General features: G+C 39.2%; 13 protein-coding genes. 1 reads left to right on the top strand and 12 read right to left on the bottom strand.

Going from position 1 to position 15,160, the window contains the following annotated elements; translation table 11 throughout:
* Positions 1–2 precede the first annotated feature (2 nt).
* The 4 genes from I6G50_RS02935 to I6G50_RS02920 form a co-directional block, all read right to left on the bottom strand.
* Complete coding sequence (locus I6G50_RS02935; RefSeq protein WP_003134750.1) at positions 3–1,055, bottom strand: zinc-dependent alcohol dehydrogenase; 1,053 nt, start codon at positions 1,053–1,055, stop codon at positions 3–5.
* 107 nt (positions 1,056–1,162) lie between these two features.
* Positions 1,163–2,002 (bottom strand): carbohydrate ABC transporter permease, encoded by an 840-nt coding sequence (locus I6G50_RS02930; protein WP_197909108.1) that lies wholly within the window; start codon positions 2,000–2,002, stop codon positions 1,163–1,165.
* Complete coding sequence (locus I6G50_RS02925) at positions 1,995–2,867, bottom strand: carbohydrate ABC transporter permease (RefSeq protein ID WP_197909107.1); 873 nt, start codon at positions 2,865–2,867, stop codon at positions 1,995–1,997. Before I6G50_RS02925 ends, I6G50_RS02930 begins: the two co-directional genes overlap by 8 nt.
* Positions 2,868–3,025: 158 nt before the next feature.
* A complete protein-coding gene (locus tag I6G50_RS02920) occupies positions 3,026–4,327 on the bottom strand; it encodes an ABC transporter substrate-binding protein (RefSeq protein ID WP_197909106.1) in 1,302 nt (433 codons plus the stop codon).
* A gap of 377 nt (positions 4,328–4,704) precedes the next feature.
* Here I6G50_RS02920 and I6G50_RS02915 point away from each other — a divergent pair, with 377 nt between their 5' ends.
* Positions 4,705–5,844 (top strand): ABC transporter ATP-binding protein, encoded by a 1,140-nt coding sequence (locus I6G50_RS02915; protein ID WP_081165260.1) that lies wholly within the window; start codon positions 4,705–4,707, stop codon positions 5,842–5,844.
* A 230-nt stretch (positions 5,845–6,074) separates the two neighbouring features.
* Here I6G50_RS02915 and lepA read toward each other — a convergent pair whose 3' ends face one another.
* From lepA to I6G50_RS02870, 8 genes are all read right to left on the bottom strand, one after another.
* A complete protein-coding gene (lepA, locus tag I6G50_RS02905) occupies positions 6,075–7,898 on the bottom strand; it encodes a translation elongation factor 4 (RefSeq protein WP_197909105.1) in 1,824 nt (607 codons plus the stop codon).
* 113 nt (positions 7,899–8,011) lie between these two features.
* On the bottom strand, positions 8,012–9,859 hold the full coding sequence (locus I6G50_RS02900; protein WP_197909104.1) for a BglG family transcription antiterminator: 1,848 nt from the start codon (positions 9,857–9,859) through the stop codon (positions 8,012–8,014).
* Positions 9,860–9,940: 81 nt separating this feature from the next.
* Positions 9,941–11,395, bottom strand: coding sequence for a glycoside hydrolase family 1 protein (locus I6G50_RS02895; RefSeq protein ID WP_197909103.1), 1,455 nt, complete (start codon positions 11,393–11,395; stop codon positions 9,941–9,943).
* A 28-nt stretch (positions 11,396–11,423) separates the two neighbouring features.
* Positions 11,424–12,677, bottom strand: coding sequence for a PTS sugar transporter subunit IIC (locus I6G50_RS02890; protein ID WP_081167696.1), 1,254 nt, complete (start codon positions 12,675–12,677; stop codon positions 11,424–11,426).
* Positions 12,670–13,017 (bottom strand): PTS lactose/cellobiose transporter subunit IIA, encoded by a 348-nt coding sequence (locus I6G50_RS02885; RefSeq protein WP_197909102.1) that lies wholly within the window; start codon positions 13,015–13,017, stop codon positions 12,670–12,672. The genes I6G50_RS02890 and I6G50_RS02885 overlap by 8 nt, the downstream gene beginning before the upstream one ends.
* A gap of 31 nt (positions 13,018–13,048) precedes the next feature.
* Positions 13,049–13,363 carry a PTS sugar transporter subunit IIB gene (locus tag I6G50_RS02880; RefSeq protein ID WP_003135858.1) on the bottom strand — a complete coding sequence of 105 codons (315 nt, stop codon included), beginning with the start codon at positions 13,361–13,363 and terminating at the stop codon, positions 13,049–13,051.
* Between the two features lie 304 nt (positions 13,364–13,667).
* The gene (locus I6G50_RS02875) at positions 13,668–14,348 is read right to left on the bottom strand and encodes an acetolactate decarboxylase (protein ID WP_197909101.1); all 681 of its coding nucleotides are present in this window, start codon (positions 14,346–14,348) and stop codon (positions 13,668–13,670) included.
* Between the two features lie 21 nt (positions 14,349–14,369).
* Entirely contained in the window at positions 14,370–15,101 is a 732-nt protein-coding gene (locus I6G50_RS02870; protein WP_197909100.1) for an epoxyqueuosine reductase QueH, read from the bottom strand.
* Positions 15,102–15,160 lie beyond the last annotated feature (59 nt).

Raw genomic sequence — 15,160 nt, 5'->3', positions numbered from 1 at the left:
CCTTAGAATTGTACGCCAAATTTAACAGACAAGGCTGGATTCTTGTCGATATAAGTTTCATAAGCTTCGGGGCTCTCAACGACTGGTACGATTGGGGCTACAATCTCTTCACAGTCCAAATAGCCACTCATTAAAAGATCCCAGCAAGTATCTTCAATGCGCTTGCGGTCCCAACGTGGGTATTCAGGGTTTGGTTCACTAGAAGCACGGGCAAAGATGATTTGTGCATTATTAAAATGTGCTTCACGTCCAAAGTTGAGGGCAGCTTCAGGGAAGGGCTTAGCAAAAGCTACATATGAGATAATTCCACCATAAGCAATACCCTTAAGTGATGCTTGCAGAGCTTGTGCTGCACCTGAAGTTTCAATCACAGAATCAACACCCATCTTGTTAGTCAACTCTTTCATGCGTAATCCTGCATCCTCATTGATTGGATCAATGGCATGTACTGCCCCCATCTTCAAGGCTAGCTCACGACGGTTAGCGATAGGATCCAGTGCAATGACTTTAGCACCCGCTTTAGCCGCGATTTGTACCGCAATCAAGCCAATCGCTCCAAGTCCAAAAATAGCTACCCAATCTCCCGCACGTACATTGGCTACACGAGTTCCTCCCATAGCGAACTGAGCTGGATCATAGCAGACAGCATTTTTCCAGTTGTCTAAACTTTCCATCTTGCGGAGCTTATAGTTATTTACCCCTTTTACAATAACGGTTTCCCGAATGGGACCATAGGTAGAGACTATATCTCCGACTTTGTATTCTGTAACCTCGCTACCAATTTCTGCTATTTCCCCCACTACTTGATTGCCTAAAGGCAAATCACCAAACTCAATACCACGAGGGGCATCTGCTGCTCTTGGCATGAACATATTCCACTCTGTATTAAATTCATCGTCCGCAAAAGGTGAAATCCCTTTAAAGTCTACGGATTCTGTTCCTGGCTTTGGTGAGCCGAATTTTACTGCAATGAGTACCTCATCTGCTTCAATAGCTCGTTCTTCATAATCTTTAAGACCAGCAACATGTGGGGCTAAAGCAACTAATTTTTTCATTTTATTTTCTCTCCATTGGGTCTACACCCATAATTTATTTTTTTCTATCTTTCGTTTAACATTTTGAAAAGATAGTTATTAATTTTAGTTAGGAAATACTATCACAGCTAACCTTTTACGCCACCTTCTGTAGCTCCTGACTTGATAAAGCGTTCTGAGAAAGCATACATAAGAACAACTGGAATTGCTGTTACAAGTGAAGCTGCCATCATGCGACCCCAAACATAGTCAGGAGTACTAAAGAGTGCATTCAAGCCGATTGGGAGTGTGAATTTGTCTGTGGATGACAGGAAGATGGAAGCAAATAAGAAATCATTCCAAGCCACCATGAAGCTATATACAAAGACAGATATAATTCCCGACATTGATAGCGGAACCATGATTTTCCATATAATTTGGAACCGTGAAAGTCCATCAATTCTAGCTGCTTCTTCAATATCTACTGGGATAGTCTCAAAGTATGAGCGTAGCATGAAGATTGCGGTTGGCAAAGTTTGGACAACCATAATGATAACTAAGGAAGTCAAAGTATCATAAAGGCCTAGATTTGCAATAATCTTAAACAAAGGTACAACAATTAAGATTCCTGAGAACATATAGACCGTATAGAAAGAGGCATTAATCTGCGTACGTCCTTTAAAATTCAAACGTGCGAGTGCATATGCTCCTCCAATACCGATAACAACCGCAATAAGTGCCGCGATAGTTGATGTAATCAAAGAGTTTTTGAAGTATTCAATAAACGGAAAGATATCAGGATTGAAGATGTCTACATAGTGTTCAAAAGTGAAATCATGTGGGAAAAAGGTTGGTGTCGTCGCAATCGCTTCAGTTTTTCCTTTAAATGAAGTCATAAGCATAATCAGAAAAGGGAAAAGATTGATGAAGAGGAAAGCAACCAGGAAGACGTAAAAGAGTATGTTTTTGATACGTTTTTTCTTAGCCATTGTTCAAATTCACTCGCTTTCTAGAGAAGAAGATAACCACCGCAATAATTAGGAAAAGAATAATTGAGATGGCCGAAGCCTTGCCAAGGTCGTTAAAGGCGAAGGCAGTTTTATAGAGGTAAACTCCTAAGATATTGACTTTATCAGTCAAAAGATAAACGTCCGCAAACATATAAAACATCCAAATCGAACGCAAGACGATAACGGTAAGGAGTACAGGTTTAATAGCCGGGAGTGTCACCACTTTGAATTTATCCCACCAAGTGGCACCATCAATATCCGCTGCTTCATATAAAGACTTGTCTACAGTCTGTAGTATAGCAAGGAGGGAGATGAAAGCGTATGGGAAGTAGCGCCAAATAGCAAAGAGGACAACCAACGCGAAGGAACTTTCTGGCTTATCAAACCATAAAGGGGCTCTGTCAAATATTCCTAAGATATCCACCAAAACATGATTTACAATGCCATAAGTATTGTTAAACATATACTTCCAAGCAAAAATAAGTGAGATAGAGGGAGTGACATAAGATAAGATAATCAAGGAACGAGAAAGACCACGAGATTTAAAGGGCCTGTTCAATGCCATTGCGACTCCTAATCCCAAGGCCGTTGATCCAAACACGACAAGCGCAGTGTAGGCAAAGGTCAAACCTAAAGATTTATAGAATTCAAGGTCAGTTAAAATTTCCACGTAGTTTTCAAGGCCAATCCAAGTGGATGGCAAGGTGACATTCAATGGAATCTTTTGGAAAGAGATGATGATGTTCTGCAACATAGGAAAGAATACCAGTACTGCAAGTAAAATCATACTCGGTGCAAGTAAGCCGATAGCTAACTTGGTGTCTGCATTATTGATTTTTTTCATGTTAATTTACTCATTTTTCATAAAGTTTATTATTGGATTCGAAAGCTTTTGGAGGACTGTACGAAATTTGACCAACTGCTTTCGTTTGGTGTGATACTTAAAAATCTAAATTTCAACCTGTGTCATTAAGCATATGCTTTTGACTGGGAAGCACTTTATTAATCTTCTTTTGTTGTTTTTTGAGCTTCAGCTTGAGCCTTTTCTAGGACTGGACCAACCGCATGATTACCAACCGTTACATCATGTACTGCACGCCCAATAATTCCTGCCGAGGTAATGTTACCCATTTTATTGAAGTTTTTCTCGCCAACTAAGCCAAAAACTTGAACTTTATCAAAGGAGTTAGCAATTTCTGTAGGAAGCTTACCAAAAGCTTGAATAACTTCATTGTTTTGGTAGGTGGACGAGTTAACAATATTCTTATTAACCGGTTGAGCTCCACCAGGGGACATCAATACCCATTTTTCCATGTTTTCTTGGCTTGAAAGATATGTGACAAATTCTTTTGCTGCTTCAGTTTTGTCATCTGACTTGTTAGCCGCAATAGTCAGACCAGACACTGTACCGTAAACTGCCTCACTCTTGTTAGTTGGAATAGCAAATCCGAGATTTTCCGCCTTACCTGCTTCAAAAATACCGGGAATGATATAAGTTGAATAGATGGCCATTGGCACCGTACCATTCATGAAAGCATCATTGATTTCGGTAACATCGTTAGAACCTGGCATAGTATACTGGGACAAATTTTGATAAAAACTTAAAGCTTCTTTCATTTCTGGAGTGTCAAATGTTACTTGACCTTGAGCATTTAAAACATTGGCTTTATTCGAGAGGGCAAATTGTGAAAAAGCTTGCTCAGACATTACAGAATCTGCGGTAGGCATCGCTATACCAAATTTTTTATTTTTTGGATCATTAAATGCCTTTGCCGCTGCTTCTACTTTTTCCCAAGAACTCAAATCAGTGATACCTTTTGTAGCGAGCTGTTTTTTGTCATACCAGATTCCTTGTACCCAACCAGAAATCGGGGCTGCAATATAATGCTGTCCATTTTCTGAACGAACCAGGCGTTTAGCACCATCATAGTAGGTATCCTCACCAACGTCAGACATAATTTCATCAACTGCTTCTTGGTTAATGAGTTGGTCTTTATCCATTACCTTGGCAAAGTCTTGCGAGACCTCTACCACTTCGGGCATCTTATTGGCACGAGCCAAGGTAACTACCTTAGTGTTATAGGCATTTTCATCAACTGGAACAACATTGACATGGATATCGGGATGTGTTTTTTCAAAACTACTAACCAGTTCATTAATGACAGCCAGTCGTTCTTGCTCAACCGATGAAGTCATAAATTCGATTTGAGTTTTACCAGCGTGTTGGTTATTACCACATGCCGCAAGCGTCATCGCGGCCAGAAGTGATAATGAACCTAAAACGATACTTTTTTTGAGTTTCATTGTTCTCCTTTAGTGCTGTTCTGATAGGGTAGAGAGATTCAGAACTTAAATTTTTCGCTTTAATTGTAAGCGTTTTCTGTATTATTGTATTCGCTTACATTATTTTGTAACTGCTTTCATTATATTTAATTTTCTTTTACTTGTCAATAGAAAATTAATTTTTTTTCTTTTTATTTATATTTTACTCTTTTATATCCTCTCCTAATCTTGCATTAATCATGTTTTTAAGCAGCTGTGAAAAAAAGGATTTTTTAGCTTCTTCTGAAATTGTGCACTTTGTATAATTTTTTTAAGCTAATCTTACATTGATTTAAGAAAGCGGATACATTAAAATGAAGTGGAAATCGAATTTGATTTGATAAGAAAAAGGAGACAATATGACGACGCTTAAACTAGACAAGGTTTACAAAAAATATCCCAACGCTACCCAATACTCTGTGGAAGACTTTAACTTAGACGTTAAAGACAAAGAATTTATCGTTTTTGTTGGGCCATCTGGATGTGGAAAATCGACTACTCTGCGTATGATTGCAGGACTTGAAGATATCACAGAAGGCGATTTTACCATTGATGGTAAACTTATGAACGATGTGGCGCCTAAAGATCGTGATATTGCGATGGTCTTTCAGAACTATGCCCTCTATCCTCATATGACTGTCTTTGATAACATGGCTTTTGGACTTAAACTGCGCAAGTATAAAAAGGAAGATATCAAAAAACGTGTTGAGGAAGCAGCCAATATTCTTGGCCTGACAGATCTTCTTGACCGTAAACCTGCGGATATGTCTGGGGGACAACGTCAGCGTGTAGCTATGGGACGTGCGATTGTACGTGATGCCAAGGTCTTTCTCATGGATGAACCTTTATCAAATCTCGATGCCAAACTGCGTGTGTCCATGCGGACAGAGATTGCCAAAATTCACCGTCGTATTGGTGCCACAACCATTTATGTTACCCATGATCAGACCGAAGCGATGACCCTTGCGGATCGTATCGTTATCATGAGTTCAACACCAAATGCGGACAAGTCAGGAACTGTAGGGCGTATCGAACAGATTGGGACACCTCAAGAGTTATACAATGAACCTGCGACAAAATTTGTGGCTGGCTTTATCGGTAGTCCAGCTATGAATTTCCTCAATCTAAAAATCATTGACAATAAGCTTGTGGGTGAAGGCATCAGCTTAACGCTTCCAGAAGGGCAGCACAAGCTTTTGAAGGAGAAGGGCTACTCCTCTAAAGAAGTTATCATGGGGATCCGTCCAGAGGATATCTCTGCGTCTATCATTGCAGAGCAAGCATATCCTGAAGCACAAATAGAGGCTGAAGTGACCGTTTCAGAACTGTTAGGGGCTGAAACTATGCTTTATCTTAAAGCTGGTGAGGCAGAACTTGTCTCACGCGTCGAGGCAAGAGATTTCCGTCAACCTGGAGAAAAAATCACGGTCACACTTAACCTCAATAAAGCACACTTCTTTGACAAACAAACAGAAGTTCGTATTGTGGAAGATAAATAAATATGGGAGATTTAAGTATAGAAAAGATTGTCCGATAAGTATAATCTCAGTTTTAACTCAAAAAGCAAATTCCTCCAGTTCGGAATTTGCTATTTTCTAACGTTAAACACACGATTCGTCGGACACTTATTAGCTCTTAGATATTTGATAATCTTTATTTACTTCTTTCCTCCAAAAAAAAGACAGTCATAACGACCGTCTTTTTTTATTTTTATATCCCTTTTTTCCTTTTAATCCTCATCCATAGACAAAACAGAAAGGAAAGCTTCTTGTGGAACTTCAACTGAACCGATTGATTTCATACGTTTTTTACCGGCTTTTTGTTTTTCGAGGAGTTTTCGTTTACGCGAAATATCTCCACCGTAACATTTAGCCAAGACATTTTTACGTAGGGCTTTAATGTCACTACGGGCAACAATTTTTTGGCCGATCGTGGCTTGGATTGGTACTTCAAATTGTTGGCGTGGAATCAGCTTTTTCAATTTTTCAACGATTATTTTGCCGCGCTCGTAAGCAAAGTCTTTGTGAACGATAAAGCTGAGTGCATCGACTTTTTCTGCATTCAAGAGTATATCCATCTTCACAAGGCGTGATGGGCGATAGTCAGAAATTTCGTAGTCAAAGCTTGCATAACCACGTGTAGAAGATTTGAGTTTATCAAAGAAATCAAACACAATCTCACTCAAAGGGATATGATAGATGACATTGACACGGTTAGCATCAAGATAGTCCATCGTCACGAACTCCCCACGTTTACGCTGAGCCAGCTCCATCACAGCACCGACAAATTCGTTAGGCACCATGATTTGTGCTTTGACAAAAGGTTCTTCAATACTTTCGATACGTGTAGGGTCTGGAAACTCGCTTGGGTTAGCAACTTCCATTAATTCACCGTCTGTTGTATTGACCTGATAGATTACAGATGGTGCTGTCATGATAAGGTCAAGGTTAAACTCACGCTCTAAGCGCTCTTGGATAACGTCCATGTGTAAGAGTCCAAGGAAACCACAACGGAAACCAAAGCCAAGAGCTTGAGATGTTTCAGGTTCAAACTGTAAGCTGGCATCATTGAGCTGCAAACGTTCAAGCGCTTCCCGAAGATCATTATAACGGTTCGAATCAATCGGATAGAGACCACAGAAAACCATCGGGTTCATCTTTTTATAACCATCAAGGGCTTCTTCTGCTGGGTTGTTCGCTAAAGTAATCGTATCACCAACACGAGTGTCAGCAACGGTCTTAATAGCAGCAGCGAGATAACCCACATCACCAGCCATAAGGAAATCACGCGCCACAGCTTTCGGCGTGAAAATACCGACTTCAGTAACGATAAACTCCTTGCCATTAGACATCAGTTGAATCGTATCACCAACCTTTACAGAACCATCCATGACACGGATTTGTAAGATAACACCGCGATAAGCATCATAGACGGAGTCAAAAATAAGGGCTTTGAGTGGCGCTTCAACATCTCCTTGAGGTGCTGGCACTTTTTCAACCACCTGCTCCAATATTTCCTCAATACCAATACCCGCTTTTGCCGAAGCAAGGACTGCTTCTGAAGCATCCAGACCGATGACATCTTCAACCTCTGTACGCACACGTTCTGGATCTGCAGCAGGGAGGTCAATTTTGTTAATAACAGGCAAGATTTCTAAATCATTGTCCAAAGCTAAATAAACATTTGCCAAGGTTTGGGCTTCAATACCTTGAGCAGCATCCACGACAAGAATAGCACCTTCACAAGCCGCCAATGAGCGGGACACTTCATAAGTAAAGTCGACGTGTCCTGGGGTATCAATCAAGTGGAAAATATAAGTTTCTCCATCTTTTGCAGTATATTCTAACTCGATGGCATTCAGTTTAATCGTAATTCCACGTTCTCGCTCCAAATCCATACTGTCTAAAAGTTGAGCTTGCATCTCACGTTTTGAAACCGTCTCTGTCAACTCCAAAATACGGTCAGCCAGAGTTGATTTCCCATGGTCAATATGCGCAATAATTGAAAAGTTACGGATTTTTTCCTTGCGCGCGTTCATTTCTTGTATATTCATAATTATTTCCTTAATAAAAAGTCTATTACCATCTATTATAGCATAAAGTTACTTTCTCAATTTAAAGAAATATACAAATACACTTAATTAGCCAAATATCTATTCATTTCACCTTATCGAGAAAGGAGTTCAATCATTCTTTCAAGTATTTCCTCTCTATTTTCACTTCTTCTCAAATAATCGACATGATATCCTTCAGTCAAAATCTCGATGAGATGCGGAAAGAGTTGGTTGAAGTATGTAGAATCATCTGGGTTAATCGTGAAACTTAAAATGAGATAAATATCTTGCCCATCCCATGTCAGTGGTTCTTCTGGTTTAAGGACGAGCATGCCGGTTTTGTTTCCCTCATATCTAATTGAGTGAGGGACAGCAATTCCGCTGTTGAAGGATGTTGGAGACAAACTTTCACGTTCAAATAATTTCTTAGAAAAGCCTTGATCAGCAAATTTATTTTCCAAAAACCAGGTCCCAATCTTTTCAAAAGCTTCAGCTTTTGTGGGCTTTCCTTTGAGAGTCAAAAAGGCATTTTTCGGAATTAATTGTGGTAAAAAAGTCCCCAGAAAATGGCGGTATTTCTTGTTTTTGACACGTTCGATTGCCTCACGAATGTGTGTGAAATCTTTCTCTGTTAAAAATTCATGAATTAGTACACTTTCATAATACGCACTTTCAGTAATCTTTTCCGTAGAAAGAACAAGTTCAAGTTGCTCTTCATTTTCAGTGCTGTTTTTCAGAAATAACAATTCGTCATCAAAACGTTTTTGCAAACCTTCAAGCACTATTTCTTCTCGATTAAGATAGCCCGACATTTTAAGTTGAGTACGTATTTTATGAGAATTTTGTTTTTGCTCATCTAAAAAAGAGCCGAGATGAAGTGCCAAAAAAGCAATCTCATCTTCTGCGATTTCAATATCTAAATCCGTAGCAATCAATGATGACAGATAAACTGCAATATCAAATAAAATAGGATAGCGAACTTTGATTTCAATAGCACTTAAATTTCTCTTAATCTTCTTGTCTTTTACACGTGTATAGAGATTTTGGGTGTGTAGAAGCAACCGCGTAAGGAATTTCTCGTCTGTGAAGTCGATTAAGAAAACATCACTGATTTCCTGCAAAGCTCGATGAAGACTTTCTGCTATTTCATTGGCAACATAGGATTCGACTTGGGGGTTATGATGTCCTTTTTCTCCATCACAAAGTAGAGCAAGTTCAAACTTATCTTCCCCACCTAAAGAGACACTATAATTTTCATAAAGCCAATGTGAAATTTCCTCAATCATCTCCAAAGATGGACTAGTAAACTTTTGTATTTGGGTTGTTCTTTGTTGATGTAGAGCAATGATTAAATGCAGGATAAAGTTTTGGAAAAAATAATTATTCGTGTAAAAGCGATAACGTTTAAAAATAGAGGCGCAAGCTTCTGCGACTTCTGATAAGGGAATTTCACCTAAAAATTTTTGCATTTCCTCTTCTAAGCTATGCGTGTTGGCTCCTTGTTGTCGGATTAAACGCATGATAAGCTGTCGCTTCTCGTCATAATTGCCCTTTAAGTAATAAGAAAAATCATGTTGCCTGATATGTAGCCCTTCATTTTGAATCATTTTTTGTAATATAGCAATATCCTGACGAATTGTTGCCTCAGAGACCCATAATTTTTCTGCCAAATCAAAAAGATTCACTCCTGCTCCACCATTTTTCAGTAAAGTTTGCAAGATTGAGAAGCGACGACTATTGATGGAGCCATCTCCTGTTTCATCTAAATCTTGTTGGGCATTATACTTATATCCTTCTCGACTGGTTTCGATAATCTTTGGTGTTTCTTCATTAAGTTGTTTCACGTAATAACGAATACTCCGATCGGTTACATCCAACATCTTGGATAACTCTGTACTTGAAATGAAGTTTTGGTTTTTATTCTTTTTCAAATATTTTAAAAGAATTTCTTTTTTCTTCATCAATCACTCCTGTTTCTTTATCTTAAAAGAACGTATTTCGTCAAATAGAGGATGATACGCCAAAAAGGAGTTAAAAACTCCTTAAATTTCTGTACCGTTTGTGGCGATAACATTTTGATACCACTTAAAGCTGTCTTTTTTCAAGCGCTCACGAGAGCCATTTCCCTCATCATCAATATCCACATAAATGAAGCCATAACGTTTAGACATCTGTTGAGAAGAACAGCTGACAATATCAATCGGCCCCCATACACAATAAGCGAGGACTTCTGCTCCTTCATAGATTGCATGACCAACCTGTTCGATATGGGCGCTTAAATAAGCTGAGCGATAGTCATCATGAATCTGACCATCTATTACCTCATCGTACATGCCAAAGCCATTTTCCGCAATGAGTATCGGTTTCTCATACCGATCCCAGTATTGTGATAATGTATTGTAAAGCCCTTTAGGGTCAATATTCCAGCCCCATGGATTTGCTTCTAGATATTCATTGTTGGTAATGTCATAAGGAATGTAATCATTTTTGGATGAATCTACCATTTGTGAGAAATAGTAGGAGATGGCTAAATAGTCCATCGTATTCTCACGGAGTATACGTTTTTCTTCCTCCGTGATTTCAATATTTAAGTCTTTTTCTGCAAAATAATTTAAAGCAAACTTAGGATAGACTCCTCGGAACTGCACATCTGTGAACAAGTACTGCATGCGGTTGTGCCATAAGGCAAGAGCGACATCATCCGGTTTGCATGAAGCTGGGTAGGCCGTACCATCAGCAACCATCGTACCAATATGAAGATCTGGCAAGTTCAAGGTTTTAGCATATTCTTGAATTAAGGCAGAAGCGACCATTTGGTTATGAACTCCCTGATACTGAGCCTCTTCTTCCTTCTCATATTGATCTTTGCAAATTCCAAGAGAGAGGAATGGCTCTACTTGAATCATATTGATTTGATTGATTACAATCCAATACTTCACCTTTTCTCCAAAACGGTCGAGCAAGGTTTTACCATAACGCGCAAACATATCAATCACTTTCTTGTTTGCCCAGCCACCGTACTCTAGAGTTAAGTGAATGGGAGTTTCATAATGAAGCATTGTGATAATAGGCTCCATACCCACTTCACGGATTTTGTCAATAATTTTACCATAATGTTCAAGCGCTGCTTCGTTAGGTTCTAACTCATCGCCTTTAGGGAAGACACGCGCCCAATCAATGGATGTACGAAAGGCTTTCATTCCTGTTTCTGCCAGCATTTCTAAGTCTTGTTCGTAAGTGTTATAGAAATCGATACCATGCCGTTTGGGATAAAAATGGTCTGTGTCGGTGAGAGCTTTATGCACTTGCTCCAAGGTCATTCCTTCTTGTTCCAGGCGCTGGATTTCCATATTATCTAAGCCTTTATGATAAGGCTGGACATCCGAAGAATTCGGCATTTTCCCGTCTTGTTCATAAGCGCCATCAGCCTGTGAAGCTGCTTGAGCTCCAGCCCAAAGGAAATTTTCTGGGAAATGTGGGAATTGATTGTTTTTCATTTTACGCTCCTATTCATAGTAATTTGTATTAAGCCTCGTCTTCCTCAGCCCATTCTAAGTCCTGCTGTACAGCTTGCTTATCATAGACTTTGAAAAATGGATAGTAGATGAGCCATGAGATGGCAAAGATAACTAAGACAAAGATAAGGCCAGAGATTGATTTAGTAATAATCCATCCTGCAATTGGTCCGGGGGTATACCACATCTGGAAAGGCTCACTTGGGATAGGCACAAGGTGAAGCTTCATAGTCACCCAGAGAATCATGGGTGTAATCAGGCCCGTAATCCAAAAAGGAATCATCAGAATAGGATTAAAAGCAATCGGTGCCCCAAAAACAAGCGGTTCGTTGATATTAAAGATCGAAGGTACAAGTGAGGCTTTACCAATCATTCGTAAGCGTGATGATTTAGCGAGAAAAGCCAGCATAATACAAAGGGAGAGTGTGGCTCCACCACCACCCAGTAAAATCAAGGTTACAGCTTCAACGGTAAAAATATTAGTGGGTGCATTTCCTGCTGCTACTGCTGCTTGATTAGCGGCAATACCGGGAAGTTCTATGGCATACACTACGGGTGTAAGCACCCAGCTTGAAATCCCAAAGGAATAAAGAAATGAGAATCCCAGGAAAATGAGGATTGTTAACCCCCAGAAACTTTGACCAAGTCGTGTCAGAGGTTCAAATACAGCATTAATGCCTTCATAAAGATTAAAATGTAGTTGGAAAGTAAAGAACCAACCGACTAAAAGAATCACAATTATCGGTAGCAAAGTATTAAACCAGATAGCTACAAAATCAGGTAAACCCGACTCATCACTAATGAACTTTATCTTTGTAAACAAGTTCATGACAAAGCCAACAAATAAACCAGCGAGGAGAGCTGCAATCATTCCTCCTGTACCAAAAGCATTGCTGTCAAAACTTATCACGCCTGTGGTTGCTTCAAGCTTGGGATAAATTAAAATCATGAAGAAAGCTAAACCTGCGAGTCCTGCTTGTTTTGATATATCTGAGTGCTTCTTTTGTTTCATGACAGCATCTGGAATCAAGTAAGAAAGAAAAACAGAAAAGAGACCGAACGAGAAAGTGCCAATCATCGAAAAGTCTGGAAAACCTTTAACGTAGATGTTCACAAGACTTAAAACAGTCGCAAAAGAGCCAATTAGAATCATCGGCATAGCCGCCATGATTGCATCTTGTATCGCAGCTACCCAGGCATTTTTAGCAAACTTATTGACTTTAGGCGCGAATGAGTCCGTCATCCAGCTCATAAATTTATCCATTTTCTTTTTCCTCCAATCGTTTATAGAGTTTAATAATTTCTTTTACTAAATTATGCTCTGTTTTTACAGTCATAACATGATCTTGAGCATGCCCAAACAGTGATGAATATGGTATCTCAATACCTTCCGCCTCTTTTTGTAGCGTTGATGTTTGCGCGCGATGCGCCTCGACAAGTTCGGCATTTGCTTTTTGCATGAGCTCGTCTGCTTGAATAAATTCACCTTGCGCAGCTTTATCTGCCGCTTTGAAAATAGCTTCACGTGCATTTCCTGCATGCAGTATTGCTCCCATTGACACTATCGCAAGATCATCTCTTTCAACAGCTTCCGTGTTTTCCATGTTCTCTCCTTTAACTTTTTAGCTTACATTTTTATTCTGTCTCAAACTGTTTGAGAGCAAATTCGATAAGACCTTTTCCATCAAGGGAACCGTAAACGCGCTGAGGAATAACATTATATTTAACGTTATTAGCCTGACACAGTTCTTTGACTTCATCAATCATATATTTCAGGTGTGGAGCAACTAAGAGCAAGTCGATTTCGGGAAGAAGTGTGGGAACTTCAGTTTCACTTTTTGCTTTTACTTCAACATCAGCACCAAGTTTCTTTGCGGCCTTACGTGCCGCTGCTGCCATAAAACCTGATGATGCTCCAGCGCCACATGTTAAGAGGATTTGTTTTGTCATAATCTTTCTCCTTTTTCTTTCACTAAGTTTTCACTTGTGGAAGCTTTCTTTTGATGATTTTATTCTACCATGATATGTTAGCGCTATCTTCTATTTTTATTTCCTACCATTAGGAAATTTTTCTCTAAAAATCCACTCCGCCTTTTTTGGGACTGAACCACTCACAAAAACAGATAGAGTTGGTGCTCAAGTCATATTTACTAAGACCTCCATGCATCGTTGCTCGAAGTATTTTTTGTCATGGTTATTCTTAAATACAAAAAAAGCTACCTCTTTTTAAAGGTAGCTTATACTTTCTGTTATTTTAGTCAAAACGCATTGCTTTGAAATTCTCATTTTCTTGTGGAAACTCCTGTTTCATTTCCCCAACTTGGCCAACTTCGATAGTAATCGCCCCTGACAGAAATTCTGTCAAATGGCCACCAAAAGTCTTATCATCACTTAGAAAATGTAAGTGAGCACCATCGCCATACAAATCTTCTAAAAACTTAGGCGACCAAACACCAACAATGGTTCCCGAAACATTATTCTTTGTAAAATGCGGCTGTTCAGCCAATATTTCTAAATAATTTTTCGTGTTTTTTGCTGGTTTTGAACTGATTTCAACCGAATCAAAGAAACCGGTCATTTTTAAGCTGTAGGCTGTATTACGCGTCGGAAACTGCTCTGTTAAGTCATGCAAGGTTTTCATCGTCAAGCCATTGACTTTATAAGTCGCAAAGGGTTGATGATCTATCACTGCAACGTACGGCAAGGTTTCTTCTGCTTTAACTAAGCGTACTTGATTTTCTGAATTTCCATGATAAGCTGTGCCATCAAGGATAATTACTTCTCCATCCGCACCATCTAATGTGCCGATACCAATTTGTCCATACTTTAAAGCTTCTCCAGCAGTTATGGTTCCTTCGTAAAACCCACCATAAAGGGTGTTAAAAGAACCATGCTGAAAAATTGCACTCATTTTATTTATAAAACTTTTAACCATGAAACAATTATAGCATGTTCTTTATTTTTTGTCTTCTACTTTATTTATAAACTGTATGGCATTTTTATTTATTTCTTTAAGATCAATACCTTGCTGGCGTGCTGCAAAGACGCATCCACAGTAACATTGGCGATAAATGTCGTATTCCCTGCACATCTCAACGGAACGTTTCCAACCATTATTTTTCTTGAAATCACTGGGTAAGTACTGGACAGAATAGATTTTTTGCATGTCCAAACCTATTTCATTGATAAGCTGCCCATTCTTTTTAGGACTTAGCGTTAGTGCTGAGCCAAAGTAGTCATAACCGAGTTCTTGTGCTTGCTCTGCCACAATATCTAGCCGCATCTGGAAACAAGCTGTACAGCGTGATCCACCTTCTGGCTCCTCTGCTAGATTATGTATTTTTACCATCTGCATAAACTTACTGGGTTCATAAGGAGCTGCAATGAACTGAACATGATTCCCTGTTCTTGCATTAAAATCTTTAACAAAATCAGCTTGCACTCTCTCACGCCGTTCATACTCAGCTCGCGGGTGAATATTGGAGTTGGAAAAATAAATCGTCACATCGGCATTTTGACAAAGGTATTCTAAACTATAGGTGGAGCAAGGTGCACAGCATGAATGAAGCAGAATTTTAGGACGAAACCCCTCAGCCTCCCAACTTTCACGCATTTTTTGATAAACCCTATCATAATTTACTTTTTGGTTAGGATTCATTTTTTGCAGAATTTCAGTCGCATTTTTCATGCTTTTATTTTAGCATAATTTGAGAATGCTTTGGTTACAGATTAAAGCCAGCAAAACTT

The sequence above is a fragment of the Lactococcus garvieae genome (assembly GCF_016027715.1).
GTDB classification, from domain to species: domain Bacteria; phylum Bacillota; class Bacilli; order Lactobacillales; family Streptococcaceae; genus Lactococcus; species Lactococcus garvieae_A.
Note: the sequence above shows the minus strand (reverse complement) of the source record. Positions and strands in the feature narration are given on the sequence as shown.